The 25,122-nt window shown below is 73.9% G+C and carries 24 protein-coding genes; 8 read left to right on the top strand and 16 right to left on the bottom strand.

What is annotated here, in order from left to right:
* Nucleotides 1–165 precede the first annotated feature (165 nt).
* Together AB0P35_RS16210 and AB0P35_RS16205 are read left to right on the top strand one after the other, a co-directional pair.
* The gene (locus AB0P35_RS16210; RefSeq protein WP_363511126.1) at nucleotides 166–2,505 is read left to right on the top strand and encodes a helicase C-terminal domain-containing protein; all 2,340 of its coding nucleotides are present in this window, start codon (nucleotides 166–168) and stop codon (nucleotides 2,503–2,505) included.
* Nucleotides 2,506–2,860: 355 nt separating this feature from the next.
* Complete coding sequence (locus AB0P35_RS16205; RefSeq protein ID WP_363511124.1) at nucleotides 2,861–3,286, top strand: DUF5994 family protein; 426 nt, start codon at nucleotides 2,861–2,863, stop codon at nucleotides 3,284–3,286.
* Here AB0P35_RS16205 and AB0P35_RS16200 read toward each other — a convergent pair.
* From AB0P35_RS16200 to AB0P35_RS16190, 3 genes are all read right to left on the bottom strand, one after another.
* Entirely contained in the window at nucleotides 3,275–3,526 is a 252-nt protein-coding gene (locus AB0P35_RS16200) for a hypothetical protein (protein ID WP_363511122.1), read from the bottom strand. The two genes, AB0P35_RS16205 and AB0P35_RS16200, sit on opposite strands and share 12 nt — an antisense overlap.
* 173 nt (nucleotides 3,527–3,699) lie before the next feature.
* The gene (locus tag AB0P35_RS16195; protein ID WP_363511120.1) at nucleotides 3,700–3,948 is read right to left on the bottom strand and encodes a hypothetical protein; all 249 of its coding nucleotides are present in this window, start codon (nucleotides 3,946–3,948) and stop codon (nucleotides 3,700–3,702) included.
* A gap of 53 nt (nucleotides 3,949–4,001) precedes the next feature.
* Complete coding sequence (locus AB0P35_RS16190; protein WP_363511118.1) at nucleotides 4,002–4,493, bottom strand: DUF5994 family protein; 492 nt, start codon at nucleotides 4,491–4,493, stop codon at nucleotides 4,002–4,004.
* A gap of 252 nt (nucleotides 4,494–4,745) precedes the next feature.
* Between AB0P35_RS16190 and AB0P35_RS16185 the strand changes: the two genes are divergently transcribed.
* Nucleotides 4,746–5,489 carry a class I SAM-dependent methyltransferase gene (locus AB0P35_RS16185; RefSeq protein WP_363511116.1) on the top strand — a complete coding sequence of 248 codons (744 nt, stop codon included), beginning with the start codon at nucleotides 4,746–4,748 and terminating at the stop codon, nucleotides 5,487–5,489.
* Nucleotides 5,490–5,496: 7 nt separating this feature from the next.
* Here the strand turns inward: AB0P35_RS16185 and AB0P35_RS16180 are convergent, their stop codons facing one another.
* The 5 genes from AB0P35_RS16180 to AB0P35_RS16160 form a co-directional block, all read right to left on the bottom strand.
* Entirely contained in the window at nucleotides 5,497–8,046 is a 2,550-nt protein-coding gene (locus AB0P35_RS16180) for an FtsX-like permease family protein (protein ID WP_363511114.1), read from the bottom strand.
* Nucleotides 8,043–8,753 carry an ABC transporter ATP-binding protein gene (locus AB0P35_RS16175; RefSeq protein WP_363511112.1) on the bottom strand — a complete coding sequence of 237 codons (711 nt, stop codon included), beginning with the start codon at nucleotides 8,751–8,753 and terminating at the stop codon, nucleotides 8,043–8,045. The genes AB0P35_RS16180 and AB0P35_RS16175 overlap by 4 nt, the downstream gene beginning before the upstream one ends.
* Nucleotides 8,754–8,789: 36 nt before the next feature.
* A complete protein-coding gene (locus tag AB0P35_RS16170; protein ID WP_257019129.1) occupies nucleotides 8,790–9,149 on the bottom strand; it encodes a peptidase inhibitor family I36 protein in 360 nt (119 codons plus the stop codon).
* A gap of 534 nt (nucleotides 9,150–9,683) precedes the next feature.
* A complete protein-coding gene (locus AB0P35_RS16165) occupies nucleotides 9,684–11,264 on the bottom strand; it encodes a sigma-70 family RNA polymerase sigma factor (protein ID WP_363511110.1) in 1,581 nt (526 codons plus the stop codon).
* A gap of 110 nt (nucleotides 11,265–11,374) precedes the next feature.
* The gene (locus AB0P35_RS16160; RefSeq protein ID WP_363511261.1) at nucleotides 11,375–12,043 is read right to left on the bottom strand and encodes a hypothetical protein; all 669 of its coding nucleotides are present in this window, start codon (nucleotides 12,041–12,043) and stop codon (nucleotides 11,375–11,377) included.
* On the opposite strand from AB0P35_RS16160, the gene AB0P35_RS16155 reads away from it, so the two are divergent.
* Nucleotides 11,943–12,308, top strand: a complete 366-nt coding sequence (locus AB0P35_RS16155) for a CAP domain-containing protein (protein ID WP_095874040.1) — start codon at nucleotides 11,943–11,945, stop codon at nucleotides 12,306–12,308. The two genes, AB0P35_RS16160 and AB0P35_RS16155, sit on opposite strands and share 101 nt — an antisense overlap.
* 78 nt (nucleotides 12,309–12,386) lie before the next feature.
* Here the strand turns inward: AB0P35_RS16155 and AB0P35_RS16150 are convergent, their stop codons facing one another.
* The 4 genes from AB0P35_RS16150 to AB0P35_RS16135 all read right to left on the bottom strand — a co-directional run bounded on the left by AB0P35_RS16150 (nucleotide 12,387) and on the right by AB0P35_RS16135 (nucleotide 18,207).
* Nucleotides 12,387–13,187: a VOC family protein gene (locus AB0P35_RS16150; RefSeq protein ID WP_095874039.1), complete on the bottom strand. Its 801-nt coding sequence runs from the start codon at nucleotides 13,185–13,187 to the stop codon at nucleotides 12,387–12,389.
* A 41-nt stretch (nucleotides 13,188–13,228) separates the two neighbouring features.
* On the bottom strand, nucleotides 13,229–13,756 hold the full coding sequence (locus tag AB0P35_RS16145; RefSeq protein ID WP_363511107.1) for a DinB family protein: 528 nt from the start codon (nucleotides 13,754–13,756) through the stop codon (nucleotides 13,229–13,231).
* A gap of 14 nt (nucleotides 13,757–13,770) precedes the next feature.
* Nucleotides 13,771–16,536, bottom strand: coding sequence for a lectin (locus tag AB0P35_RS16140; RefSeq protein ID WP_363511105.1), 2,766 nt, complete (start codon nucleotides 16,534–16,536; stop codon nucleotides 13,771–13,773).
* 231 nt (nucleotides 16,537–16,767) lie between these two features.
* Nucleotides 16,768–18,207, bottom strand: a complete 1,440-nt coding sequence (locus AB0P35_RS16135; RefSeq protein ID WP_095874036.1) for an amino acid permease — start codon at nucleotides 18,205–18,207, stop codon at nucleotides 16,768–16,770.
* A 330-nt stretch (nucleotides 18,208–18,537) separates the two neighbouring features.
* Between AB0P35_RS16135 and AB0P35_RS16130 the strand changes: the two genes are divergently transcribed.
* Complete coding sequence (locus AB0P35_RS16130) at nucleotides 18,538–19,140, top strand: HhH-GPD-type base excision DNA repair protein (protein WP_095874035.1); 603 nt, start codon at nucleotides 18,538–18,540, stop codon at nucleotides 19,138–19,140.
* Here AB0P35_RS16130 and AB0P35_RS16125 read toward each other — a convergent pair.
* The 3 genes from AB0P35_RS16125 to AB0P35_RS16115 all read right to left on the bottom strand — a co-directional run bounded on the left by AB0P35_RS16125 (nucleotide 19,079) and on the right by AB0P35_RS16115 (nucleotide 20,868).
* Entirely contained in the window at nucleotides 19,079–19,345 is a 267-nt protein-coding gene (locus AB0P35_RS16125) for a KTSC domain-containing protein (RefSeq protein WP_095874034.1), read from the bottom strand. The two genes, AB0P35_RS16130 and AB0P35_RS16125, sit on opposite strands and share 62 nt — an antisense overlap.
* Before the next feature lie 85 nt (nucleotides 19,346–19,430).
* On the bottom strand, nucleotides 19,431–19,949 hold the full coding sequence (locus tag AB0P35_RS16120; RefSeq protein ID WP_363511103.1) for a YbhB/YbcL family Raf kinase inhibitor-like protein: 519 nt from the start codon (nucleotides 19,947–19,949) through the stop codon (nucleotides 19,431–19,433).
* Between the two features lie 52 nt (nucleotides 19,950–20,001).
* Nucleotides 20,002–20,868 (bottom strand): alpha/beta hydrolase, encoded by an 867-nt coding sequence (locus tag AB0P35_RS16115; RefSeq protein WP_363511101.1) that lies wholly within the window; start codon nucleotides 20,866–20,868, stop codon nucleotides 20,002–20,004.
* Between the two features lie 126 nt (nucleotides 20,869–20,994).
* Here AB0P35_RS16115 and AB0P35_RS16110 point away from each other — a divergent pair, with 126 nt between their 5' ends.
* Complete coding sequence (locus tag AB0P35_RS16110; RefSeq protein WP_363511099.1) at nucleotides 20,995–22,161, top strand: hypothetical protein; 1,167 nt, start codon at nucleotides 20,995–20,997, stop codon at nucleotides 22,159–22,161.
* A 31-nt stretch (nucleotides 22,162–22,192) separates the two neighbouring features.
* Here the strand turns inward: AB0P35_RS16110 and AB0P35_RS16105 are convergent, their stop codons facing one another.
* Nucleotides 22,193–23,779 carry a helicase HerA-like domain-containing protein gene (locus AB0P35_RS16105; RefSeq protein ID WP_363511097.1) on the bottom strand — a complete coding sequence of 529 codons (1,587 nt, stop codon included), beginning with the start codon at nucleotides 23,777–23,779 and terminating at the stop codon, nucleotides 22,193–22,195.
* Between the two features lie 123 nt (nucleotides 23,780–23,902).
* Here AB0P35_RS16105 and AB0P35_RS16100 point away from each other — a divergent pair, with 123 nt between their 5' ends.
* Both AB0P35_RS16100 and AB0P35_RS16095 read left to right on the top strand, forming a co-directional pair.
* Nucleotides 23,903–24,199, top strand: a complete 297-nt coding sequence (locus AB0P35_RS16100) for a type II toxin-antitoxin system VapB family antitoxin (protein WP_030273186.1) — start codon at nucleotides 23,903–23,905, stop codon at nucleotides 24,197–24,199.
* 229 nt (nucleotides 24,200–24,428) lie between these two features.
* A complete protein-coding gene (locus AB0P35_RS16095) occupies nucleotides 24,429–25,100 on the top strand; it encodes a LytR C-terminal domain-containing protein (protein ID WP_363511095.1) in 672 nt (223 codons plus the stop codon).
* Nucleotides 25,101–25,122 lie beyond the last annotated feature (22 nt).

Raw genomic sequence — 25,122 nt, 5'->3', positions numbered from 1 at the left:
TGCGACCCACGCCCTCCATGTGGTGCGCCATCCTGGAGTCGCCCGGCCGAAGCCGGGACAGGACGGCTCTTACCCGGCGAGGTGTTCCCCATCAGCACGACGAGCGGATCGACCCTGGCCACGTGGCTGCGCGGTCTCGACACACCTCGGTTGGAACGGGTCCTGGTGGCGCGCCCGGATGCGGCGTCGGCCCCGGCGCCGCAGTCGGTCGGCGAACTGGCAGACCGCCTTCAGCGCCCGGCGTCGGTGGCGCTCGCACTGCCCCGGCTCGCGTTGCCGCACCTGCAAGTGGCGGAGGCGCTCGCCGCGCTCACGCCGACCTCGCGGGACATCCTGGCAAGCCTCCTGGGCGCGACGGACGGGAAACGCGCTCACGCCATGGACGCGGCCCTGGAGGCGCTGGCCGATCGCGCTCTGGTCTGGCCGGACGGCAACGGGCTGCTGCGCATGGCGGCACCGCTGCGGCAGGCATGGGACACGCCACTCGGGTTGGACCCGCCACTGGCACAGCTCCTGGTGAACACCACCTCCGACGAACTGGGCCGCATGCTGGCGGCCCTCGGCATCAAGCCGACCGGCAACACCAAACAGAAGCGGCTGGCGGCGCTTGTCGACCATCACAGCGATCCGGGCCGGGTCGCCGCGCTGGTGGCCAAGGCCCCCGCAGCTGCTCGGAAGGTGCTCGAGCGGCAGGCGGGTCAGGCTCCGGAGCGATCGGACTTCATCCTGTTCGGGGCTCCGCAGTCCGGCTCCGGGCCGGGCGAACGATGGGCGCTGGAACGGGGTCTGCTGATCCAGGACCGGCACCGGTACGGTCCTGCCCGCATGCCCGCGGAGGTGGCGCTCGCGCTGCGCGGTCCCGCCTGGCACGCTCCGTTCACTCCGGTCCCGCCCGTCCTGCGATCGGCATCCGTCACCGCTTCGGATGTCGAACGGGAGGCCGCTGCCGCCGCGATGGCGTTCGCCGCCCACGCCGCCTCCGTCCTCAGGGTGTGCGCCACCACTCCCCCGGCTCGGTTGAAGGCCGGCGGAGTCGGCGCCCGCGAACTGTCCCGGATCGGCAAAGCGGCGCAGTGCGACGAGATCGTGGTCCGCCTCGCGCTGGAGGCGGCAAGCGCAGCTCGGCTGCTGGCCCGGGACGGTGACCGGGTCGCGGCGACCGAGTTCTACGACACGTGGGCGGAGAAGGATCCGGCCGACCAGCTCGCCGTACTGCTCCAGGCGTGGTGGACACTGCCGCTGACCCCCGGCGGGAGCCGTGACGAGGACGGGAAGGCGCTGCCGGCCCTTGCCGGAACGCCGCCCTGCGGAGGCTGCGTCCAGGCCCGGCACGGGCTGCTCGCGGTGGCGTCGCAGCTCCCGGCGGGCGAAGGAGCGGCGAACCTCGCCGACCTGGGGATGTCGATCGTTTGGCACCGCCCGCTCGTCGACGAACTCGCCCAGGACACAACGCCGTTCGCCACCCAGATCCGCGAAACGGAACTGCTCGGCGTACTCGCCCTCGGAGCCCTGTCCCCCCTCGGAGCCGCCCTGCTCGCCGACGACGCCGAAGCCCTGGTGGACGCGTGTCGGCGGCTGCTGCCCGCCGCCAGTGAGGCGGCCCGCTTCGGCAGCGACCTCACGGCCGTGGTCACCGGCACGCCGTCGACGGCCCTGGTCACCCTGCTGGATTCCGTCGCCGAACGGGAGACGGCCGGTGCGGCATCCGTCTGGCGGTTCAGCCCGGGAAGCGTCCGCCGCGCCCTCGATGCGGGCCACACTCCCGACGTCATCACGGCCGACCTGACCGCCGTGGCCGTCGAACCGCTCCCCCAGCCGCTCTCGTACCTCATCCACGACACCGCGCGCAGCCACGGTCGGGTGCGCGTCGTCTCCGCGGCCTGTGTGATCCACGGTGAAGAGCCCGCCCTCCTGGCCGAACTGGCCGCCCACCGCAAGCTCACCCAGCTCGGCCTGCGGCAACTGGCGCCGACGGTGCTGATCAGCCGGACCCCTCCGGACGGGACGCTCGCGGCACTGCGGTCCGCGGGCTACGCCCCCGTCGCCGCGAGGCCCGACGGGTCCGTCCGCATCGAGCGCGCCCAACGCACGCGCGCGGCAAGCCCGGTCCCGCCCCCGCGCCTGTCCGGAGGCCCGGCCCGGCCACAGCAGACGGTGGCTCGAACAGCCGTCGACCTGAGCACCCTCGCCGCCCGGCTGCTGACCGCCCCGCAGGACATCCCGGAGCCCGACCCGTGGGGCGGACGCCCCTACGACAGCGACACCGAGGAGATCATCGCCGGGCACGCCCGCAACCTGTCCTTCACCGACGTCCGCCAGCTGGCCCACGCCGTCAACGAAGGCCAGACGATCACGATCGAGTACGTCGCCACCTCGGGCAGCACGACCGTCCGTACCCTCAGCCGGCTCGAACTGGACGCGCCCTACCTGCACGCCTGGTGCCATCTACGGAACAGCGAACGCGTGTTCACCATCTCCCGCATCCACGGCGTGATGCCCGGGTAGCCCGACGTAAGTATGGCGGTCTCAGTTCTGGTCTTGTTCATCCCCGTCCACCGGGGTTCAGGACGCGCCCAGGGCCGTTACCCGTCGCAGGCCAGGACGCGAACGGACCCCGGTGCCGCCTTCGTGGTATCTGTCGCAATGCGGCTCCCCTGCACTCCGCGCGCCGGCCATGGCGGCTCCAGCGGGCGGGCGGCCGCACCTGGACCGGCCGATGATGGAAGTCCGGCGTCGTCTCCGGCGAACGGCTGTCCCGGACCCGGCCCCTGTCGGGTCCGGGGACAGGTCCTTGTCATGACTGCGATCCTCGATCGTGCGACGATGCCGACTGTCTCGGAGTCCACCGTGCGGCTCAGCCTTGCGCTCCAGGGCGTGCGGGCCGGCCGGCCGTCCCCGGCGGATCCCGGTCGCCAGCCACACCGTCCACGCGGGCTGGTTCACCACCGAGCAGGACGAGCACATGATCATGGTCTGCTCGTGCGCCCCGCGCCGGCTGGACCTGCTGGTCGTCCCGCCGCAGACGGACGGCGCCGAGGCCCTCCGGCTGATGGCCGGGGCTGCCGGGCCCGCGAACACCAGGACGGCGAGCGCTCTGCTCTCCGCGGAGCCGGAGGCCGGTCCCGACTTCCTGCCTTCGGCCGTCACTCCCTCCGACGGCCCCGGTGAAGCCGACCTGCGCGCGGACACCGCCAGGAGCCGAGCCGCCTCCTGGTCGGCGCCCGCGTGGCCGACGGGCGGGAAGGCCGTCCCGTCCGGGTCGGGGTTGGACGGGTCACTCGCGTGACCACTCGGTCTCGGCTTGGGGCTCGCCGATCGTGTCCGCCCCCTCCCAGACGCGAATCCTGACCGCCCGGGGGCCGGGAGTGGGATGGGAGAGCGTGCGGACGAACATGTCCCTCAGGTGGTTGGCCGCACGTTGGGGCGGCCCGTCGTACGCCAGCGGATTCTGCAGCGGAGCACCGTCCTGCCGGGACCAGCGGCCGTCGTCGTCCTCGGTCTCCAGCACCCATCGGTAGTGCCGCATCCTGGCCTCCTGTACCAACGATCCCGCCCCGGAATCCGACCGTACGGGCCGGAGGAACCGGCGGCGACCGGTGAGTTCCCGCCCGCACCACGGCTCGGCCACCGCTGGACACCGGGCCCACCGGCGATCGCCGCCGAGTGCCTCGGTACGGTTCGCCACCGAGCGGACCGCCGTCAGTACGCCGAGCCGCTTCGCAGGTAGGTGCCGGTGACCTGCAGCCACGCGCCGGGGCCGAAGCACGCCTCGACCCGGTGCGGGGTGTCCTCGAAGACCCGCAGGACCCGCATAGCCCCGCTCGGGTGCAGGTCGTACTCGAAGGTGACGCCGTCGTCGGCGCTGTCCTGGTACTGCATGTCCAGCGGCCCACTCGACGGCTCCGCCGGGGACCGGGCCTCGGCGGAGAGTTTCACGTAGACGGACATCTCTCCGTCCCGCCTTCCTGTCTGTCCGAGGAGTCGGACCGCGAGGCTGCCCCTCAGGGTGCTTCGGCCGCCGGCCCGGCGCCGATGCCGGTAGCGACGAGGATCTGCCGTGCCGAGTCGGTACCGCCCGCCTGCACCGCGCGTGCCATCGCGGCCAGCGCCGCATCCCGGGCTGCCAGCGGGGGGACGACGAGCAGACTGAAGTGATCCCGGTCGCCCCGCGTGATGATCACCGTGTCGTCGCCGACCGGGTACCGGTCGATGCGCACCGGCCGGCCGTCGACGACCACCCGGGGCGGCACGTCATCCCAGGCGTCCGTGTCCAGCCCCACGCTCACCACCGGACCGAGGTGTTCGGTCAGCGCGGAGACCAGCCCGGGGAGTTCGGCGCCGATGTTGCGCGAACGCGGCCACCACGCGCCGTCGAGCGCGCCCGCCCGTGACTGCGTGGTCTCCAGGCGCAACAGGACGGTGCCCGGCTTCGCCGCCTGCCGGAACCGGTCCGGCAGAAGCCGCGGCTGCGGGGTACCGGTCTCGTCCGACATGGCTCGCCACCACCGATCCGCGGGTACGGGCCGGGCCCGCCGACGACGGGGGCATCCCGCGGTGCGGCGGCTCGGACCGTCCCGATGTCCCCACGGTACTCCGGCCCCACCCGGCCGGTGCTCGTGTCCGCCGCCCTGTCCGTTCGCGGCCCCCCGGAGTCCCGTCGTCGCATGTGCGGAGGCCCGCGCAAAGACGGCTGCGGACGCGGTAAAAGAGGTGCGCGCGATCCGGGCCGGTGCCAGGATGCGGCGGTGAATCGTGAACGGATCTCCGACATCGCCCATACCGAACACCCGATCAGGTCGCCGCTCGACGACGCCTCCGTGCGCCGGCTGCTGGAGCGCGGCCTGCCCCGCGGGGACGAGCGGGTGCTCGACCTCGGCTGCGGCGGCGGTGAGTGGCTGCTGCGGGCGCTGACCGCACACCCGAAGGTGCACGCCGAAGGTGTGGACGTCTCCGCGGACGCGCTGGCGCTGGCCGACCGCGCGGCGGAGGAGCTCGGCGTGCGGGACCGGCTCGTCCTGCACCGGCTGGCGGCCGAGGAGTTCACCTCCCCGCAGCCGTTCGACCTGGTGCTCTGCGTCGGGTCCACGCATGCCTTCGGCGGCCTGCTGCCCACGCTCGCCGCGGCCCGCAGGCACCTGGCCCCCGGCGGGCGCGTCCTCGTCGGCGACGGGTTCTGGGAGCGCACTCCGTCCCCTGAGGCCGTCGAGATGCTCGGCGACTTCGCCGATCTGGCCGGCACGGTGGAGAACGTCTCCGCCGCCGGTTGGGTCCCGGTCGACGGGCACATCAGCACCCGCAGTGAGTTGGACGCCTACGAGTGGTCCTGCTGGGGCTCGCTCGCCTCCTGGGCGCTGGAGCACCCCGAGGATCCGGACAGCGGCTCCGCACTCGACATGGCCGGAATCCGCCGCTCCGAGTGGCTGCAGACCTACCGGGACACCTGGGGCTTCCTGTCCCTGGTCCTGCGCCGGGCGCCCGGCGCGGCCTGAGTCTCCCTCACCTCCCGGGCACGGGAATCGCCGCACTGCGCCGTGCACGCCGCCGTACGCTGCGCCGTGCACGGCCGCGGGCGGCGGCCACAGGCCTGACGAGGAATCCGGCGAGGCCGGCCGCGGCGATCAACCCGAGGACGGCGGCGCCGAGCGAGGCCCAGGGCACCACGAGCGTGGTGCCCTGGGGCCAGAGCTGTGCTCCGGCCAGGACGAAGCCGGCGAGGAGCCCGCAGGCGAGCGAGAGCGTGGTGATCACCACCGCCTGCGTCGCGGCGACCGTCCGCTGGGTGCGGCCGCCGAAGCCGACGACGTGCAGCAGCCGCAGCTGGGGCCGCAGTTCCTGGGTCGACGCGGAGACCGCGAGGAGTGTGGCGATCAGCACCATGGCGCCCGAGACCGCCGTCATGACGTTCCACCGGGCCGGGACGGGCGGCGTGTAGGGCCGCTCGATCCGCAGGTCGGTGGCGGGGATGCCCAGGGGTTCGAGGGCCGTGCCGAGCCGGCTCTCGATGTCCTGCGGCAGCCCGTCCTGCGGCGTCGCGAGATAGGTCGTGGTGACCGGGAACAGGCCGAGGCCCCGGGCCGTACTGCCGGTGAGCACGCCGATCGCACGGTTCAGGGTGGTGCGGTCGACGGGCGCCCCGGGGACGGCCGCAACGGTGAGCTGCGACCGGGCGGGGACGCCCTGCTTCGGCTCGAAGGCCAGCACCGCTTTCCCTCCCCGTACGAAGCCGGGGTCGAATGCGACGACGCTGCCTGCGGTGAGGGCGGCGGCCTCGGCCGGGGTCCAGTCCCGAGTGGTCAGCGCGCGGAACTCCTCGGCCGTCTCCACGATCTGGAGTGATCCGAAGGGGTTCACGCTCCGCCCCGACTGGGCGCGGAGCGCGACCCGGGGCAGGGCGACTCGTGACGGGGCGTCCGCCGCCGGACGGTCCGAGGCGTACACGCCCTGGACCGGGACGACGGAGGCCTGCGCGCCGACGGCTCCGCGTACCGCCGCCTCGACGGCGGCGGACGGCGGGGCGTCCCGCAGCACCACCTCGATCTGCCCCTGGTGCCGCGAGCCGGCGTACTCGCGGGCGTCCCTGGCCGCGTTGCTGCCGACGAAGATCGCCGTGGAGGTGGCGAGGGCGACGGTGACCACGCCGAAGACGACGGCCGCGGCGGGGCGGCGACGGTCCCTGGCCAGGTCGCGGAGTCCGAAGCGCGGTCCGGGGGCGAGCCGTCCGGCGGCCCGTCCGAGCAGGACCAGGAGGTCGGGCACCAGCAGGAGGGTGGCCGTCAGGAGTGCGACGCCACCGACGACTCCGGGACTGCTCGACCCGGTGGCGATCCCCGCGACGACCGCGGCCGCCGCCAGCACACCGCACCCTGCCGCCCAGCGTTTGCGCCGCCGGCCGGTGGACGCGGCGGGGACCCGGCTCAGCCTCCTGCGGACCGTGTGCGTGGCCGCCAGCCGGGCCGGCAGCCAGACGGCCAGAGCGCCGCACAGCACCGTCGCCGTCAGCAGGAGCAGCATGCGTCCGGGTGCCACGTCCACCGACGCCAGGTCGCGCCCGACCACCGAGCGGACCACGGGCCGAACGGCCGCGCCGAGAGCTGTCCCGAGGACCACGCCGACGGCGCCTCCGGCCGCGGCGGCCAGCAGCCCGGCCGTACGGGCCACCCGGACCAGCCGCGCGCCGTCGAACCCGACGGCGGACAGCAGGCCGAACTGCCGCTGCAGGCGGCGCATCCTGATGCTGAAGGCGGCGGCGGCGCCGGCCAGGACGAGGAGCAGGCCGGGGAGGGCGACGAGTCCGGGCTGGGCGGACAGCAGGGTCCTTGCGGCCGCGGCGACCTGGGGCCTGGTCCGGACGGCGAGGTGCTGCTGCCCCGCACGCGGGCCGACGACGGCCGCCGCGCCCCGACCGGTCACCAGCCAGCCCCGGGTGACGCCCAGTTCCGCGGCGCGGGCCGGGTCGAACCGCGTCTCGAACAGGCCGGGCCCGCCCGCCACGAGGTCCGCCCCGTAGGCGGTCGGGTCCTCGACGACGCCGACGACGACGGTCGGGGTGTCATCCGGGTGGAACCGCAGGCGGTCGCCGACCCCGAGGTGGTGGGCCCTCGCGAGGTGCTCGGACACCGCGGCCTCCGCGGGCCCTGCGGGCAGCCGGCCCGCCTTCGTCCGCAGCCAGCCCTCGGTGGCGGGCGCCGTCCAGTCGCTCTCCCGGTAGGTGACGTGCCGGGTGAGGCCGTCGAGGACGACGGGGAACTCGGGTGCCTTGTAGTAGGGGACGGCCCGGGAACCGGCGGGCAGCGGTCCGACCACGGCGGCGAGGTCGGCGGGCGCCGGGCCCGGCTGGGTCCGGTCGACCTGGAGGTCCGCCCGGGCCATGGCGGCCGTCGCGAGCTGCTGCGGCGAGAGGTTGAGGGTGTCCACCACCGAGGCGGCGGCGGTGGCGAGCAGGACGGGAACGGCGAAGAGCAGGAGCAGCATGGCCCGGCGGCGCCCCGTGCCGATCACGATCGACCAGGCGATCCGGAGGTCGGTCGACAGGTGGTTCCGCCTCACCGGGCGGCCTCGCGGCCTGCGGGTGCGGCCCGCTCCTCGATCCGTTCGAGCCTGCCGTCCCGCAGGTGCACGACCCGGTCGGCGAACTCGGCGTTGGCGGGGTTGTGCGTGCTGAGCAGCACGGTGGCTCCGTTGTCGCAGAGGGTGCGCAGAAGCTTCATGATCTCGACGCCGGTCTCCGAGTCCAGGGATCCGGTGGGTTCGTCCGCGAGGACGAGACGCCGGTCGCCGACCACGGCGCGGGCGATCGCCACCCGCTGCTGCTGGCCTCCGGAGATCTCGTCGGGGAACCTCCGGCCCATGCCGTCGAGGCCGACCCGGGCGAGGGCCGCCCTGGCGGCGGACCGGGCGGCGTGCCGGCCCGTGCCCGCGCCTTCCAGGGGGAGTGCGACGTTCTCCTCCAGGGTCAGTTCCGCGAGGAGGTTGAGTTCCTGGAAGACGAATCCGACGGCCGTCAGCCGCATCCGGGCCAACTGCCGTTCGGAGAGCCGCCCCAGTTCCTCGCCGAGCACCGTGACCCGGCCCCGGTCGGCCCGGTCGAGGCCGCCGGCGATGCTGAGCAGCGTCGTCTTGCCGGAGCCGCTGGCGCCCATGACGACGACCAGCTCTCCTCGTTCCGCCTGGAGGTTCACGCCGACGAGGGCGCCGACCTCGGCCCCGCCCGACCGGAAGATCCGGTCGACGGCCTCGAACTGCACTACGGACACGCAGGATTCCCCTCGGTCTTCACTGTGCCGGGCCGGTCAGCAGGCGAGGTCGTCGGTGTAGACGCGGACCGAGCTGGCCTCGTCGTTGTTGTACCAACCGACGTATCCGTTGCTGGACACGATGCTCATGCACTCGCTGCCGCCGGTGGCGTTCGCCCCCCAGAACCATCTGGCGTCGTAGGACCAGGAGTTGTTGATCCACGAGGACGTGCGGTCGTTGAACCCGGTGAGGTTGTACGTCCCCGGGTAGGCGCTGCGGTACCAGATCCCGCCGTTGAAGTAGGAGTCGTCGTAGAGGCAGACGTTCCCCACGTCGCAGGAGGTCGAGACGGCCGAGGCCGAACCCGCGAAGCCCACGAGGCTCGCGCCGGCCGCCATCACCACTGCTGCCGTCATACCCGCCACGCGTTGCCCTGTGCCCATGTCGGTACCCCCTTGTGCACGAACCGATCGACCGGCGGGCGCCGGTACCGGGCGGACATTAGTCACACGACGGACCGCGCGGCACCGGAATTCGCCCGGCCCGCCCGGTCGACAGGCGCGTTCCCGCCGATCCGCGGTGTGCGCGGCACCGCGCCGCCGGGCGCACCTGCCGAGCAAGGCTCGTCCGTCCCCGCACCGCAGGGTGCTGCGGAGACTGACGCGCGCCGGTGAACGTTCGCACCCAATTCCCGACACAGCGCCCACGTCCGATCTTTCGCGCCGCTAATGGGACGAAGTCCAGTGCCGTGAAAGCGTCGGGAATATCGGGAATTCCCTGCTCCGCATTCCGATTCCGGTTCTTCCTGCCGGCGTTCGCGCTGGCCCGAGGTGCGCGTCGGGGTCGAGGCCGCCGCGGCCGGCCGCGCGGCCGGCCCGCACGGCGATTGACCGGAAACCGTCGGCCTCCGCGGCCGGCGCCGGGACGGCGGTCGGGCGGGAGGGAGGGCGTCAGCGGGGGGTGCCGACGTCCAAGGTCCACAGCAGGCCGCCGGCCGGGTCGGGGGCCGTGCCGACGGCGGCGTCGAGGTAGCGGCAGTCGAGCATGTTCTGCTGGTGGTAGGAGTCGTCCATCCAGTCGTCGAAGACGTCGGCAGGGGACTTGCGGCGCTGGTCGATGTTCTCGCCCCAGGCCCGCCACTGGTAGCCGGCCGCGTCGATCCGGCTCTCCGGGCCGCGGCCGGCCGGGTCGTCGTGGTCGAAGTAGCGGCGCGCCGACATGTCCTCGGAGTGCCGCTGGGCGGCGGTGTGCAGCTTGGCGTCGATGCGCAGCGCGCGGCACCCGCGCTTCGCCCGCTCGGCGTTGATCAGGTCGATGAGCTGCCGCTCCGGGCTGCGCGGCGTGGGGCTCGGGCTGGCCGAGGGCGACGGGGAGGGGCTGGGCGGGGGCGGTGTGGGGGACGGGGAGGGCGCCGGTGCGTCGAGGACGACGGTCTGCGGGCCGGGCACGGAGACGGTCGGGGCGGGCGGTGTCGGCGGCGTGGGCTCTTCCGGCAGGCCGCGGACCACGCCGAGCACGGCCACGGTGACAGCGACGGCCCCGGCGGCCTGGAGGGCGCGGCGGGCCGGGCGGCGGGCGGCCCCACGGAGGCTCCGCGATCCCTTGGGGCCGACGAGGTCGAGCACCCGGCTGCCGACGCCGGACGGCGCCGGCGGCACGGCCGCGGGGCCGGCGGACGCCGCATGGGACAGCGTCGAGGAGACCACCGTGCCCGCGTCCGGGAGGGCGGCGAGCTTGGCCGCGAAGAACTCCGGGCCGAGTGTGAAGCCGTGCATGGGCACCACCAGGACGAGGCCGGCGAGCAGGCCCTCGGCGGGGACGAGGCCGCGGCCTGAGCCCTCGCAGCTGCGGCAGGCCCGCAGGTGGCGGGCTATTCGCTTGCGCCAGAGCGCGCTCGGACGACCGTCCCAGGCGGCGGTGAGTTCGGCGAGCGCGGGGCAGCGGGGCTCGGCGGAGAGCGCCCGGACGACCGTCCGACCGACCTCCAGCTGCTCCTTCATCCGCTGGACGCGGACGGCGGTGTGTTGCGGGGAGAGTTCCAGTGCCTCGGCCAGTTCGGCCCGGGTGAGATGGCCCGCGGCCTCCTGCCACCAGAGCGAGAGCAGGTCGCGGTCGCGCTCGTCCAGCCAGCGGGTGGCCTCGGTGGCCTCGCGGCGCTGGCCGGAGAGGCCGAGCCGCAGCACGGTGAGGTCGACGAAGTCGCCGGCGGGGTCGGCGACCTGCTCCATGCCGTCGAGGTCGGGGACGGGCCCGGCCTGCCGGGCGTTGCGGCTGCGGCGCACCTCGTTCATGGCGACGGCGACCAGCCAGGAGCGGAAGGCGCCGGTGTCGCGCAGGCCGGTGAGGCCGCCGACCATGCGGATCATGGTCTCCTGGACGACGTCGTCGACGTCGGCGTGCCCGTTCATGGCCCGGCCGACGATGTTGTAGACGAGCGGCAGGCAGTCGGCGACCAGCTGGTCCCGGGCCGTCCCGTCACCTGCCTGCGCCGCCTCCACCACCGCGGTGTCCATCGCGCCGTCGTTGCCCATGTGCCCTGTCCTCGCTCGTCCTCAAGCCACGGCCCCCACTGGACGGAGACCTGGGCGGGCGGACCGGATAACAGGAATCCGGGTGTGTGATCCGCCGCGGTCCTTTTCCGTTATGGCGCCCCCGTGGCGTGGTCTCCCAGGGCGTCGGCACGAACACCGGCGCGAATCGGCCCCAGGAGGCAGACCAGTATGAACGACGACCCGACGACCCCGTTCCACCTCCCGCCCCACCCGGCCGACCGGGACGGCCACCACGGCCACGGCCGGGCCGCGGCGGCCGGCGGCAGGGCGGCGCGGCGCCGGTCCCGGCGCCGGGCGGGCGGGAACCGGCGGACGATGGCGGTGGCTGCCGCCGCGACGCTCGTGCTGGCCTGCTCGGCGGCGTACACCCTGGCGTCCTCGGGCGGTTCGGACGGTGCGGGCGGCACCGCGGCGGCGGCCTCGGTGCAGTTGGCGCCGGCCCCCGCGATATCCGCCACCGGGTCGCCGTCGGCGTCCGCCTCGCCCTCGGCGGGCGCCGCGTCGCCGTCCGCCTCCCCGTCCGCGTCGGCGGCGGCCTCGGCGAGCGCCTCCGCGTCGGCCTCGAAGAGCGCGAAGGCGCCGAAGGCCCCGGCGGCGCCCGCGAAGCAGCCGGCCGGGTCGGCGCCGACCGGCAGGGCCGCGCAGTTCGCCGAGGAGGTGACGGCGCTGACCAACGCGGAGCGGGCGAAGGCGGGCTGCGGGCCGGTCACCCTGGACGACAGGGTGTCGGCGGCCGCGATGGCGCACTCGGACGACATGGTGGCCCGGCACTACTTCGAGCACGCCGACCCGGAGGGCCGGCACGCCGACAGCCGGCTGCGCGCCGCGGGCTACAAGCCGGGGTGGTGGGGCGAGAACATCGCGTACGGCCAGTCGGACCCGGCGGCGGTGATGGACGCCTGGATGCACAGCGAGGGCCACCGCGCGAACATCCTCAACTGCCACTTCACGGTGATCGGGATGGGGGTGAACTTCGGTGCGGGCGGTCCGTGGTGGACGCAGGTGTTCGCCTCCCCGGCGTGAGCGGGCACGCGTTCGGCCCCGCCGAGGCCCGGACGTGCCGGGCCGACGGGGCCGAACGGACAGGCGGACGGGCGCCGGTCAGGCGACGTCGGTCATCGCGGGCATCTCGCCCTCGGTGCGGCCCATGTCGATGACGGCGAAGGGGGCGTTCTGCGGGTCGGTCAGCGCGGCGAAGCGGCCGAACGGGCTGTCCATCGGGCCGAAGACGAGTCTGGCGCCGAGTTCGGTGGCCTTGGCCACGGCGGCGTCGCAGTCGCTGACGCCGAAGTAGACGCTGACGAACGGCGGCACTTCGGCGGGGAAGTCCGCGCCCATCTCCATCCGGCCGAGCACCGGGTTCTCGCCGACGTTGTAGACCCGGTAGTCGATCTCCCCGCCGCCCTCCATCTGCTGGGCGCGGTACGGGAAGACCGCCGTCAGGAAGGCGTCGACGCGGGCCGTGTCGCGGGTGCAGAGCTCGGCCCAGGAGTAGGCGCCGGGCTCGCCGACCTTCTCGAAGCCTTCGTGGGCGGCGCCCTGCCAGATGCCGAAGATCGCGCCGCTGGGTTCGCGGGCGAGCGCCATGGTGCCGAAGTCGCCCACCTGCATGGGCTCCATCATGATCTCGCCGCCGGCCGCGCGGATCTTCTCCGCGGTGGCGGCGGCGTCCGGCGAGGCGAAGTAGAGGCACCAGGCTGAGGGCATCTCCTCGCCGGGCATCGGCGGGACGACGGCGGCGACCGCCTTGCCGTCCTTGTAGGCCTGGGTGTAGTTGCCGAACTCGGACGAGGCCTCGCCGAAGGTCCAGCCGAGGACGGCGCTGTAGAAGCTCTTGGCGCCCTCCACGTCGTGGAACATCGCGTCGACCCAACAGGGTGTGCCCTCGGGTTGCAGGGCCATGGTCGGTCTCCTCTCGTAGGGGTGGGTCGGGGCCGGGCCGGTCAGCCCATGGTCTTGGCCCCGTCCAGGGATTCGCGGATGATGTCGGCGTGCCCGGCGTGCTGGGAGGTCTCCGCGATGACGTGCAGCAGGACCCGCCGGACGGACCAGGTGGCACCCGGTTCGAACCAGGGCGCCTCGGGCAGCGGGTGGGCGGCGTCCAGGTCGAGGGTGGCCACCAGGCGGTCGGTGTCGGCGGCGACCTGCTCGTAGGCGTCCAGCAGGCCGGCCAACGTCTCGCCCTCCAGCATCCTGAACTGGCCCTCCCAGTCGACGGGATCGCGGCGCATGGCGGTGGCGCCGCCGACGGCGAAGAGCATCCAGCGGGCCTCGACGCCGCAGACGTGCTTGATCAGCCCGCCGAGGCAGAGTTCGCTGGCGGTGGTGCGCTGTTCGGCCTGCTCGTCGGTGAGGCCGCGGACGGTGAAGCGGAGGAATCCGCGGTGCTTGGCGAGGGTCTCCAGCAGGTCGGCGCGCTCCCGGGAGAGTTCCCCGGCGCCGTTCGCGGCGGCTGCGGGCTGGTCGGTCATGGCGGTCCTCCGTGTCAGGCGGGTACGGTCCAGCGCTGGGCGCCGGTGCCGTTGCAGTCCCACAGTTGAAGCCGGGTGCCGCTCGCGGTGTTGCTGCCGGGAACGTCCAGGCAGCGGCCGGAGGGCGGGTTGAGCAGCGAGCCGTCGGCACGCGGCCACCACTGCTGGGCGCCGGTGCCGTTGCACTCCCAGAGCTGGACGGCGGCCCCGTTGAAGACCGAACTGCCGTCCACGTCGAGGCACTTGCCGAGGGCGCGGAGGGTGCCGTCGGAGGCGGTGGTCCACTGCTGGGCGGTGCCGCCGTCGCACTCCCACAGCTGGACGGGCGTGCCGTCCTCCGTCGAACCGCCCTGGACGTCGGCGCACTTGGCGCCGAGTCCGGCGACCGGCCCGGTGGCCGGGCGGGCCGGTCCGACGTCGAAGGAGGGCGGCGCGTCCGCGCGGGCGCTCCCCCACGCAGGGTCGGGCGTGTCGGCGAGGGCGAAGGCCAGCGTGCCGCCGCGGCGGACGAAGTCCTCGCTCAGCCAGGGCCGGGTGCTCGCGGCGCCGTCCACGGTGAGCGCGTGCACGTAGCGGACGGACTCGGAGGCGCCCGGCGCCGCCAGGTCGATCACCGCGCCGTTGCCCCGGCGGATCGTGATGCCCGGGAACAGCGGGCTGGCCAGCACGAGTTCGGACCGGCCGGGGGCCTGCGGGTACATCCCGAGGGCGGCCCACACCACCCAGGAGGACGTCTGCCCGAGGTCGTCGTTGCCCGGCTCGCCGTCCGGCGTGTCGGCGAACAGCGTGGTCAGGGCGCGGCGTACGACGTCCTGGGTGCGGTAGGGCCGGCCCGCGTAGGCGTACGCCCACGGGACGTTCGAGGAGGGCTCGTTGCCGAGGTAGGCGTGCTCGGAGTCCGGGCCGCCGTTGAGTTCGGTGAAGAAGCCGTCCAGCCGGGCGGCCACGGCGTCGTCGCCGCCCATCGCGTCGAAGAGCCCGCGGTGGTTGTAGGGGACCATCCAGGTGTACTGGGCTGCGCTGCCCTCGACGAACTGGTCCTGCTGGGCGGGCCGGAAGTCGGGCCAGGAGTGGTCGGTGTCCCGGGGCTGGATCCAGCCGCTGCCGCTGTTGATCAGGTTGCGCCAGTTCGCCGAGCGGTGCATGAGGCTGTCTCGGGCGGCGGTGTCGCCGATCCGGTCGGCGAGTTGGGCGAGCGCGAAGTCGGCCGAGCCGTACTCCAGCGTGGTGGCGGCGGAGCCCCAGATGCCGCCGGCGTCGGCCGGGATGTAGCCGATGGTGTCGTACGGGCCGTGCCCGGGCCGCTGGCGGGTGTCACGGCTGCCGTCGGTGGCGACCCTGAGCAGGCCGGCCGCGTCGAAGTCGGTGCCGCCGAAGGCGTGGATCGAGGCGGCGATGATCGGCAGCGGGTCGCCGACCATGACGCCGGTACCGCCGTTGGCGAGGGTCCAGCGGTCGAGGTAGCCGGCGCTGGTGCCCTGGTCGGTGACGGACTGGGCGACGTCGGCGGCGCGCGCCGGGTCGAGCAGGGCGAGGAGCTGCACCTGGGAGCGGTAGACGTCCCAGCCGGAGAAGTCGGCGTACTGGGTGTGGCCGGGCCGGGCGGTGCGGATCTTCCCGTCGAAGCCGGGGTAGCGGCCGTCGGTGTCGCTGATCGCGCTGGGGTGCAGCAGTGCGTGGTAGAGCGCGGTGTAGAGGATGCGCCGCCGGGTCGTGCTGCCGCCGTCGACGGCGATCCGGCCGAGCAGGTCGTTCCAGTTGGCGCGGGCGGCGGCGCGGACCTCGTCGAAGGCGGCGCCGCGCTGCTCGGCGAGCAGGTTGGCGCGGGCACCGTCGACCCCGGTGAAGGAGAGGCCGACCCGGGCGGTGACGGTGCGGTCCGTACCGGTGTCGAAGGAGACCAGGGCCTGCGCGCCGGACGCGGCGCGCTCCCGGTCGGGGTGCTGGTCACCGCCGCCCGAGCGGCGCTCCCGCGCCTCGGCGGTGCGGGCCGGCTGCGGGGCGATGCCCTCACTGGTGCCGGTGGCGCCGCGCCGCGCGGTGTCGACGGTGCCCTGCCCGCTGCCGCCGGTGCGGACGATCCCGGCGCTGCTGAACGGCCGGTCGAACTGGGCGTGGAAGTAGACCCGGTAGCGGTTGCCGGTGCCGCAGAAGCCGCCGCTCTCGGTCCAGCCGGAGAGGGTGTCGGTGCCGATGGTGATCGAGCCGGTGGCGTCGTTGAAGGCCTTGCCGGCGTCGACCGTGAGCGAGGCGGTGTGGCCCGCCGGGTAGCTGAAGCGGGCGATGCCGGAGCGCTGGGTGACGGCGAGTTCGGTCCGCAGCCCGTTGGCGAAGGTCACCGCGTAGGAGCCGGGCGCGGTGGTCTCGTCGGCGTGCGAGAAGTCGGAGTGCGCGACCGGGCGGCCGTCCAGCACCGGCATGAAGGGGGTGGTGCCGTAGTCGCCGCAGCCCGCGCCCGAGATGTGGGTGAGGCTGAAGCCGCTGATCCGGTGGTCGTCGTAGAAGTAGCCGCCGTGCTGGTAGGTGGCGGTGTCGGGGCTCCACTGCAGCATGCCGAGCGGCGCGGAGGCGCCGGGGAAGGTGTTGCCGGCGCCGCCGCCGTTGCCGAAGTCCGGTGCGCCCTGCTCGGTGCCGACGTGGGCGTTGACGTACTGGGCAGGGTCGGCGACGGTCGTCCGGCCCGGCGGCGCGGCGCCGGCCGGGGCCGCCGCGGCGCCCGCCAGCAGCACCGCCGAGGCGCCGAGGGCGAGCGCGGACGAGAGGAATCTGGAACGGTGCACGGAGCCTCCTGGGACCCGCCGTCGGCCTGCGATGCGCGTGGCGTGCGCCCGGCACCGCGGCCGGGCCCCACCGGCGAGCAGGTCGGCCCCGGGCGGTACGGGGTGTCCCGTACCGCCCGGGGCCGACCATCTGCTCGTCAGCTCATCGTGCAGTCCGCACGGCGGCGGGTCCGGCGGCGACAGGCCGCCTGTCGCCCGCCCGGCGCAATCGCGGAGGCGTCCGATGGACCGTCAGGAGGACTCGACGGCGACCGTCTTGCGCCGCCGGTGCACCACCTGGGCGGCGACCAGCGCGACCGCGGCGGCGACCAGCGACAGCACCATCTGCATCCGGCCGTCGTGGGTGGTGAACATGTACGCCACCACGAAGCCGATCATGCCGATGGTGGCCCAGGTGAGGTACGGGTACAGCCACATCCGGACGGTGAGCTTCTCCGGGGATTCCCGCTCGATGATCCTCCGCATGCGGAGCTGCGAGATGCAGATGACCAGCCAGACGAAGAGCGCGACGGCGCCGGAGGAATTCAGCAGGAACTTGAAGACGGTGTCCGGGAACTCGTAGTTGAAGAACACCGCGACGAATCCGAAGACCACGGAGGCGAGAATCGCGGTGAGCGGCACGCCGCGTCCGGTGACCTTGGCGAAGGCCTTCGGCGCGTCGCCGCGCTGGCCGAGCGAGAAGGCCATCCGGGAGGCGGTGTACAGGCCGGAGTTCAGGCAGGACAGCACCGCGGTGAGCACGATGAGGTCCATCAGCGGGGCGGCGCCGGGGATGCCGACGTGCTTGAGCACGGCCACGTACGGGCTCTCCAGGACGTCCTTGGAGTCCCAGGGCAGCAGGGTGACGACGATGGCGATGGAGCCCAGGTAGAAGACGCCGATGCGCCAGATCACGCTGTTGGTGGCCTTGGTCACGGCACGGGCCGGGTCGGGCGACTCGCCGGCGGCCAGGGTGACGATCTCGCTGCCCATGAAGGCGAAGACGACGGTCAGCATGCCGCTGAAGACGGCGCCGACGCCGTTCGGCAGGAAGCCGCCGTGGTCGAACAGGTTGGAGGTGCCGACCGCCTCGGTGTCCGGCAGCACGCCGAAGACCGCGAGGCCGCCGACGATGATGAAGGCCGCGATCGCGACGACCTTGATGCCGGCGAACCAGAACTCGAACTCGCCGTAGGAGGCGACCGAGAACAGGTTGGTGGCGGTCAGGACGGCCATGACCAGCAGGGCGAAGCCCCACTGCGGCACCGACGGCACCCAGTTGTGCAGGATCTTGGCGCCGGCGGTGGCCTCCACGGCCAGCACGACGACCCAGAAGAACCAGTACAGCCAGCCGATGGTGAAGCCGGCCCAGCGGCCGAGCGCCCGGTCCGCGTAGGCGGAGAAGGAGCCGCTCTGCGGGTCGGCCGCGGCCATCTCGCCGAGCATCCGCATCACCATGACGACCAGCGTGCCGGCCAGGGCGTACGAGAGCAGGATGCCGGGGCCGGTGGCGGCGATGCCGGCGCCGGAGCCGACGAACAGGCCGGCTCCGATGACACCGCCGATCGCGATCATCGACAGGTGGCGGTTCTTCAGTCCGGCCTTCAGGTGGCCGTCCCCGGCCGTACCCGGTGGGGTGGCGGGGGCGGCCTCGGCGGGCCGGCTCGAGCGCGTCGTGGTGTCCGGGCTCATGGTCGTTGCTGCCTCTCCGGTGCGGCGGGGGTCGGCCGCACACCCGCAGGAAGGTAGCCCGGAAATCCGGAATCCGTAACCCCGAACGAGAATTCGGCACGATTCTCTGAGCATTATTTGAGGTTCGCGGAATGAATTATGACACCGGCTGACATCTCTACCGGCAGGTCATCGGAAATCCCGATCCACCGTCAGCTCCGGCACCGGCTTTTCGCGGCGCCCGGCCGGGGCGCTTCCGCACGGTGGCGTGTTGCCGTCCGGCCGTCCACGGCGGTGCTGCGACGATGGGCGGGCCAGACCCTCCCTCCGCACACCCCTGGGGCCGCCCCGATGAGCACCACCGTCCACCTCGCGCAGCAGCCGGAGGCCGACGAGCTGCTCGGCCGCAGCCCGCTCGCCGCGCTCACCGGCATGCTGCTGGACCAGCAGATCCCGATGGAGTGGGCGTTCACCGGCCCGTGGACGATCGCGCAGCGGCTCGGCGCCGACGACCTGGACGCGCACCGGATCGCCGCCGCCGACCCCGAGGAGTTCGCCGCGCTGCTCTCCGAGAAGCCCGCGGTGCACCGCTACCCGGGCTCGATGGCCACCCGGGTGCAGCAGCTCTGCCGGTACCTGGTGGAGCACTACGACGGCGACGCCGCGGCGGTCTGGCGGGACGCCGCCGACGGCCGCGACCTGCTGAAGCGGCTGAACGAGCTGCCCGGCTTCGGCAAGCAGAAGGCGCAGATCTTCCTCGCCCTGCTGGGCAAGCAGTACGGGGTCACCCCGGCGGGCTGGCGCGAGGCGGCCGGCGCGTACGGCGAGGAGGGGTCCTTCCGCTCGGTCGCGGACATCACCGGGCCGGAGTCGCTGACGAAGGTGCGCGCGTTCAAGCAGGAGGCGAAGAAGGCCGCCAAGGCGGCGAAGTCCGCGAAGCCGGCGCAGGGCTGACCCGGCGGTACGGGTAGCGGTTGCGGATCTCCCGGTTGAAGAACCGGCCGAGGCTGTCCGCGGCGAGCAGCTCGGCGACCGCCTCCGCGGGGACGCCGCGGTACTGGTAGACCGTCCCGGCGGCGAACTCGACCTCCAGCACCCGCCGGCCGGCGTCGTGGCCGACCGAACGCAGGCAGCTGGAGTCCACCGCGGCGCGGTCCATGCCTCCACGGTGCGCCCGCACGCCCGGGGGCACAAACGCACGGCCGGGCCGCCCTTCACTGGGGGCGGCCCGGCCGGACGGCGACTCAGCTGCTCGCGTACTCCACGGTCAGCAGGGCCCGCGCCACGGTGTGGAAGGTGACGTTGAAGCCGACCGCGGCGGCCGGGGTGTCCGGGGTGAGCCCGAGCGAGGGCACGTCCAGCGCGTGCACCGCGAAGACGTACCGGTGGGCCGGGCCGGGCGGCGGCGCGGCGCCGTCGTACTTGTGGCCGGGGAAGTCGTTGCGGGCGTGGAAGCCGGCGCCGGGCAGCGAGGCGTCCGAGGCGCCGGCGCCGCGGGCCAGCTCGGTGGTGCCGGCCGGCAGGTCGAGCGCCAGCCAGTGCCACCAGCCGCTGCCGGTGGGCGCGTCCGGGTCGTAGCAGGTGACGGCGAACCCGCGGGTCTCGGCGGGGAAGCCGGACCAGGCGAGCTGCGGCGACTCGTTGCCGCGGGCGTGCACGTGCGCGTCCGGCATCACGGCGCCGTCGGTGAGGTCACTGCTGGTCAGCTCGAAGGCCGGGACCTTCGGCAGGAATTCGTACGGCAGGGGCGGACGGTTCGTCATGAGCCGGGCACCTTCTCCTTCGTCGCACTGCGGACGGCGGTACAGCGGAAGTCTAGGCAGCGGACTGCGCCGCCACGGCCTCGCCGAGCGGGGTGTCGGTGCGGCCCAGGTCGAGCGGCAGGTCGAAGTGGTTGCGGTCGGCGGCGACCGCCGCCTCCACCTCCGCCCCGGCCTCCCGCGCGGCGGCCGCGAACCCGTCCTGCTGGCGGCCGAACTCGGCGGTCTCGCGCTCGCCGCGGACGAGCAGCAGCGGCGGCAGCGCCGGGCCGTCCGCGAGCAGGTGCAGCGGGCTGTTGCGGCGGGCGGCCGCGGCGTCCAGGCCGAGGGCGTCGTTGACGTAGGTGAGGGTGATCGGCTCCAGGTCGTAGACCCCGCTGAGCAGCACCGCGCCGGCGACCCGGCGGCCGTGCGGGGAGGCCGGGCCGAGCAGGGCCATGGCGGCCAGGTGGGCGCCGGCCGAGCTGCCGCTGAGCTGGACGCGGCCCGGGTCGACGCCGAGTTCCTCGGCGTGGTCGAGCAGCCAGTGCACGGCCCGCCGGACCTGGTCGACGATCGCGTCCAGCGGCCAGTGCGGGGCCAGCCCGTAGCCGACCGCGGCGTAGGCGGTGCCGCGCGCGGTGAAGTCGGGCGCGGCGAAGGCGGAGTCGGTCTTGTCCAACTCCTGCCAGTAGCCGCCGTGCACGAAGACGTGCAGCGGGGCGCCGGCGTCCGGGACGGGCCCGCGAGGCGGGAAGAAGTCGATCAGTTCGGGCCCGGCCGGGCCGTACCGCAGGTCGCGGCGGACCTCCAGGGCCGCGTACGCGTCCTTGCTCCGGTCGGTGTACGCGGCCAGCTCGACCGCGATGTCGTCGACGCAACTGCTCGGCGAGTACTCGCGCGCCAGCTCGTCATGGTCGTAGTCCCGGTACACCGGCGCCATTGCCGTCCCCGCCGTTCTCGATCACCGGGTCCGCCACGACCCGTCAGGTATAGACCAATGCCGGGTGCCGGGCTAGCGTGGAGGGCGCACCCGAAGCACTCGCACCGCCTGCCCCGGAGCCGCCCCGTGGAGTCGTCCGTCCTCGCCTTCGCCACCGACCTGCTGGACGAGGGCGCCGACACCTTTTTCGGCCACCTTACCGACCGGGCCGGCGTGGGCGGCCTGACCCTGGCCTCGGTCTACCACGAGGCCCGCGACGTCTTCCCGCACAACCCGCACCGGGTGGTCCGCTACCTCGAACCGGGCGCCGCCTACTTCCGGCCCGACCCGGCCCGCTGGGCCGGACAGCGGCTCGCCCCGGCGCCGTCCACCGCGATCGGCGACCGCGACCCCTTCGCCGAGGCCGCCGCGGAGGCCTCCCGGCGCGGCCTGAAGCTGCACGCCTGGACGGTCTTCTGCCACAACGACCGGCTCGGCTTCCAGCACCCGGACTGCGCCCCGGCCAACGCCTTCGGCGACCGCCACCTCACCGAGCTCTGCCCGGCCAACCCCGAGGTCCGCGCCTACGCCCGCACGCTGGTGGAGGACCTCGGCCGGTACGGGGTGGACGCGATCCGGGCGGAGTCCCTGCACTTCCACGGCCTGCGGCACGGCTACCACCACGAGCGCTACTTCGAGGAGCTCGGGCCCTTCGCCGAGGCGCTGCTCGGCATCTGCTTCTGCCCGCACTGCCTGGCCGCCGCCGACGCCTCGGGCGTCCCCGCCGAGGAGGTCAGGACCGCCGTCCGGACCGAGCTGCGTGCCCGCCTCGCCGACGAGAAGCGGGCCGCCGAGCCCGCCGCGCTGGACGAGTTCGCCGGCGGCGCGCTCGCCGCCTACCTGGACGCGGGCACCCGCACCGTCACCTCGCTCGCCGCCGAACTGGCCCAGACGGCCGCCGCCGGCGGCATGCGGCTGACCTTCATGGACGGCGCGGGCCCCGGCCGCGGCTGGCTCTCCGGGATCGACCTGCCGTCACTGGCCGGCGCCGCGCACCAGGTCGAGACCCTGGGCTACGCCCGCACCCCGGAGGCCGTCCGCGAGAAGGTGGCCGCCTTCGCCCTGCACGGCGTGCGCCCGGAGGCCATGGCGGTGATCCTCCGCCCGATGGCCGAGGACTGCGACGGCCCCGCCAACCTGGCCGGCAAGATCGCCGTCCTGCGCGAGCTGGGCGTGCCCGAGGTCGAGTTCTACCACTACGGCCTGATGCGGCTCTCCTCCCTGGACCGGATCGGCGCCGCCCTGCTGCCCTGAGGCCCACGACCGCCCACCCCCGCGACGCTCCCTACCGCCGGCGGCGCGAGGTGCCGAACAGGCTGCGGGTGATCTCCCGGCCGAGCTGGGTGCCCGCGGAGCGGGCGAGGGACTTCAGCGCCGGGCTGCGCAGCAGCGAGCCGATCAGCCCGCCCTCCTCCTGCGCCGCCGGCTCGGCCCTGCGCCGTTCCGCGGGCTCGGAGCGCTCGGCGGGCGCCGGTCGGGCCGGCTCCTCCTCGCGCGCGGCCGGCCGGGCGGCGAGCTTCTCGTAGGCGGACTCCCGGTCGATCGCGTCCCGGTAGCGCGGTGCCAGCGGCGAGCCGTCCACCGCGGCCCGCAGCACCGCCGGCTCCAGCGGCCCCATGAGCGACTGCGGCGCCCGCAGCCGGGTCGGCGCGACGGGTGTCGGCGCGCCGCGCTCGGAGAGCACCGTCACCACGGCCTCGCCGGTGCCCAGCCCGGTGAGCACCTCCGCGAGGTCGTACGGGGAGCGCGGGAAGGTCGAGACGGTGGCCTTGAGCGCCTTGGCGTCGTCCGGGGTGAAGGCCCGCAGCGCGTGCTGCACCCGGTTGCCGAGCTGCGCCAGCACGTCGGCGGGGACGTCCTTGGGCGTCTGGGTGACGAAGAAGATGCCCACGCCCTTGGAGCGGATCAGCCGGACGGTCTGGGTGATCGCTTCGAGGAAGGCCTTGGAGGCGCCCTTGAAGAGCAGGTGGGCCTCGTCGAAGAAGAAGACCAGCTTCGGCCGGTCGAGGTCGCCGACCTCCGGCAGCTCCTGGTACAGGTCGGCGAGCAGCCACATCAGGAAGGTGGAGAACAGCCGGGGCCGGTCCTGCACCGCCGGGAGTTCCAGCACCGAGACCGTGCCCCGGCCGTCGGCCGCGGTGCGCAGCAGGTCCGCGGTGTCGAACTCGGGCTCGCCGAAGAAGGCGCCGGCGCCCTCGTTGTCGAGGGTGGTCAGCGAGCGCAGGATGACCCCGGCGGTGGCCGCGGAGAGCCCGCCGATGCCCTTGAGCTCCTCCTTGCCCTCCGGGGAGGTGAGGAAGCCGATGACGGCGGAGAGGTCCTTGAGGTCGTAGAGCTCCAGGCCGGCCTTGTCCGCGTAGTGGAAGACCAGGCCGAGCGAGTCCTCCTGGGTCTCGTTGAGTTCGAGCACCTTGGCGAGCAGCAGCGGGCCGAAGCTGGTGAGGGTGGCCCGGACGGGGATGCCGGTGCCCTGGCCGCCCAGGGAGTAGAACTCGGCGGGGCAGCCCTGCGGCGTCCACGCCTGGCCGACCTCGGCGGCGCGCGCCGTGATCCGGTCGCCAGGGGTGCCGGGGGCGGCGATGCCGGAGACGTCGCCCTTGATGTCGGCCAGGAAGACCGGGACGCCCTGGGCGGAGAGCTGTTCGGCGATCAGTTGGAGGGTCTTGGTCTTGCCGGTGCCGGTGGCGCCGGCGACGAGGCCGTGCCGGTTGAGCACGCCGAGCGGGACGCGCACCTGGGCCCCGGGGTGGGCGACGGTGCCGTCGATCGCGGCACCGAGGTCGAGCGCGGGGCCGGTGAAGGCGTACCCGTCGGCGATCGCCCGGACGGCGGCGGGCGGCTCCGCGTCGTCGGGGGTGTGGCTGTCGGTCATCTCGGCGGGCTCCCGGGCAGGGCGGGCAAATGGGATGGACCCCATCAAACCGCCGCACTCGGAGCCGGACCGGTAACGCCGCGCTTGCTGCGCCCCCCGTGCGCATGACGGTAGGCTTTCCGTGTGATCTTCAAGCGCATCGGCAACGGGCGGCCGTACCCGGATCACGGCCGGACCAGCACCCGCCAGTGGGCGGACGTCGCGCCGCGTCCGGTGCGGCTGGACCAGCTGGTCACCACCAAGGGTCAGCTCGACCTGGAAACGCTCCTCGCGGAGGACTCCACGTTCTACGGGGACCTCTTCGCGCACGTGGTGAAGTGGCACGGCGACCTGTACCTGGAGGACGGTCTGCACCGCGCGGTTCGCGCCGCGCTGCAGCAGCGCCAGGTGCTGCACGCGCGCGTGCTGGAGATGGACTGACCGGCCGCCGGCCGGATACGAACCACCTTTCCCCCGCCCCTGTGGACGGGTCCGGACGGCACCGGTACATCCTTTCGGGTGCCGGGGTACTCCAGATGATGATCATTTAGTACCTTCACAGCAGCTGTAGCACTAATCTGCTGACCAACGGCCGATTTTCCGGCACACGCCCCTTTGGCCGCACCCGAGACCGAGCCTGTCCTGGCACGAGGGGGACACCGACGTGAGCATGCTGACCCCCCAGGGACTGAAGGGGAAGCAGTACCGGATCACCGGTAACTCCTACCCCCGCCTGGGCCGCCCGCCCCGCAGGAGCCGCAAGGTGCTGGCCGCCCTCGGCGTCCTGCTCGCCCTATCCCTGGTCGCCCTCGGCGGCGTCCAACTGGTCGACATCTTCCGCGGGCGGCACGCCTCCGCGCAGGCCTGTCCGACCCCCGGCGCCTCCGGCAAGCCGCTGGCCGCCCCGGCCTCGGACGCCGCCTCCGGTGCGGCCTCCCCGGCTCCCGGCGCCACCAGTACCGCCGTCCCGCAGCCTCAGGCGGTGACGGTGAACGTCTACAACGCCACCGACAAGTCCGGCATGGCCGCGCGCACCGCGGAGGAGCTGAAGAAACGCGGCTTCACCATCGGCCAGGTCGGCAACGCGCCGGCCGCCCTCGACAAGAAGGTGCCCGGCACCGTGCAGGTGATCAGCGGTCCGGCCGGCCTCGGCGCGGCCACGCTGCTCGGCTCGCAGGTGGCGAGCGCGGGCAAGACCGCCGACACCCGGACGGACGCCACGGTCGACTTCGTGATCGGCGACAGCTTCGCCGCCCTGCTCGACCCGACCCAGGCGGCCGCGGCGCTGGCCGAGGCCACCAAGCCGTCCCCGACCCCCTCGCCGCAGCCCGGCTCCTGCTGACCGGCCCGACGACCGCGAAACA

It is taken from the genome of Kitasatospora sp. NPDC085879 (assembly GCF_040686255.1).
Taxonomy (GTDB): Bacteria; Actinomycetota; Actinomycetes; order Streptomycetales; family Streptomycetaceae; genus Kitasatospora.
Note: the sequence above shows the minus strand (reverse complement) of the source record. Positions and strands in the feature narration are given on the sequence as shown.

Bases quoted from the DNA above. Each gene is read 5' to 3' on its own strand.
- AB0P35_RS16190 (WP_363511118.1), bottom strand. From the start codon at position 4,493: ATGTCGGACGAGACCGGTACCCCGCAGCCGCGGCTTCTGCCGGACCGG.
- AB0P35_RS16130 (WP_095874035.1), top strand. From the start codon at position 18,538: ATGAGCACCACCGTCCACCTCGCGCAGCAGCCGGAGGCCGACGAGCTG.
- AB0P35_RS16165 (WP_363511110.1), bottom strand. From the start codon at position 11,264: ATGGGCAACGACGGCGCGATGGACACCGCGGTGGTGGAGGCGGCGCAG.
- AB0P35_RS16115 (WP_363511101.1), bottom strand. From the start codon at position 20,868: ATGGCGCCGGTGTACCGGGACTACGACCATGACGAGCTGGCGCGCGAG.
- AB0P35_RS16200 (WP_363511122.1), bottom strand. From the start codon at position 3,526: ATGCGGCACTACCGATGGGTGCTGGAGACCGAGGACGACGACGGCCGC.
- AB0P35_RS16120 (WP_363511103.1), bottom strand. From the start codon at position 19,949: ATGACGAACCGTCCGCCCCTGCCGTACGAATTCCTGCCGAAGGTCCCG.
- AB0P35_RS16170 (WP_257019129.1), bottom strand. From the start codon at position 9,149: ATGACGGCAGCAGTGGTGATGGCGGCCGGCGCGAGCCTCGTGGGCTTC.
- AB0P35_RS16135 (WP_095874036.1), bottom strand. From the start codon at position 18,207: ATGAGCCCGGACACCACGACGCGCTCGAGCCGGCCCGCCGAGGCCGCC.
- AB0P35_RS16095 (WP_363511095.1), top strand. From the start codon at position 24,429: ATGCTGACCCCCCAGGGACTGAAGGGGAAGCAGTACCGGATCACCGGT.
- AB0P35_RS16125 (WP_095874034.1), bottom strand. From the start codon at position 19,345: ATGGACCGCGCCGCGGTGGACTCCAGCTGCCTGCGTTCGGTCGGCCAC.
- AB0P35_RS16105 (WP_363511097.1), bottom strand. From the start codon at position 23,779: ATGACCGACAGCCACACCCCCGACGACGCGGAGCCGCCCGCCGCCGTC.
- AB0P35_RS16145 (WP_363511107.1), bottom strand. From the start codon at position 13,756: ATGACCGACCAGCCCGCAGCCGCCGCGAACGGCGCCGGGGAACTCTCC.
- AB0P35_RS16150 (WP_095874039.1), bottom strand. From the start codon at position 13,187: ATGGCCCTGCAACCCGAGGGCACACCCTGTTGGGTCGACGCGATGTTC.
- AB0P35_RS16160 (WP_363511261.1), bottom strand. From the start codon at position 12,043: ATGTCGTCCGAGTGCGCCATCGCGGCCGCCGACACCCTGTCGTCCAGG.
- AB0P35_RS16195 (WP_363511120.1), bottom strand. From the start codon at position 3,948: ATGTCCGTCTACGTGAAACTCTCCGCCGAGGCCCGGTCCCCGGCGGAG.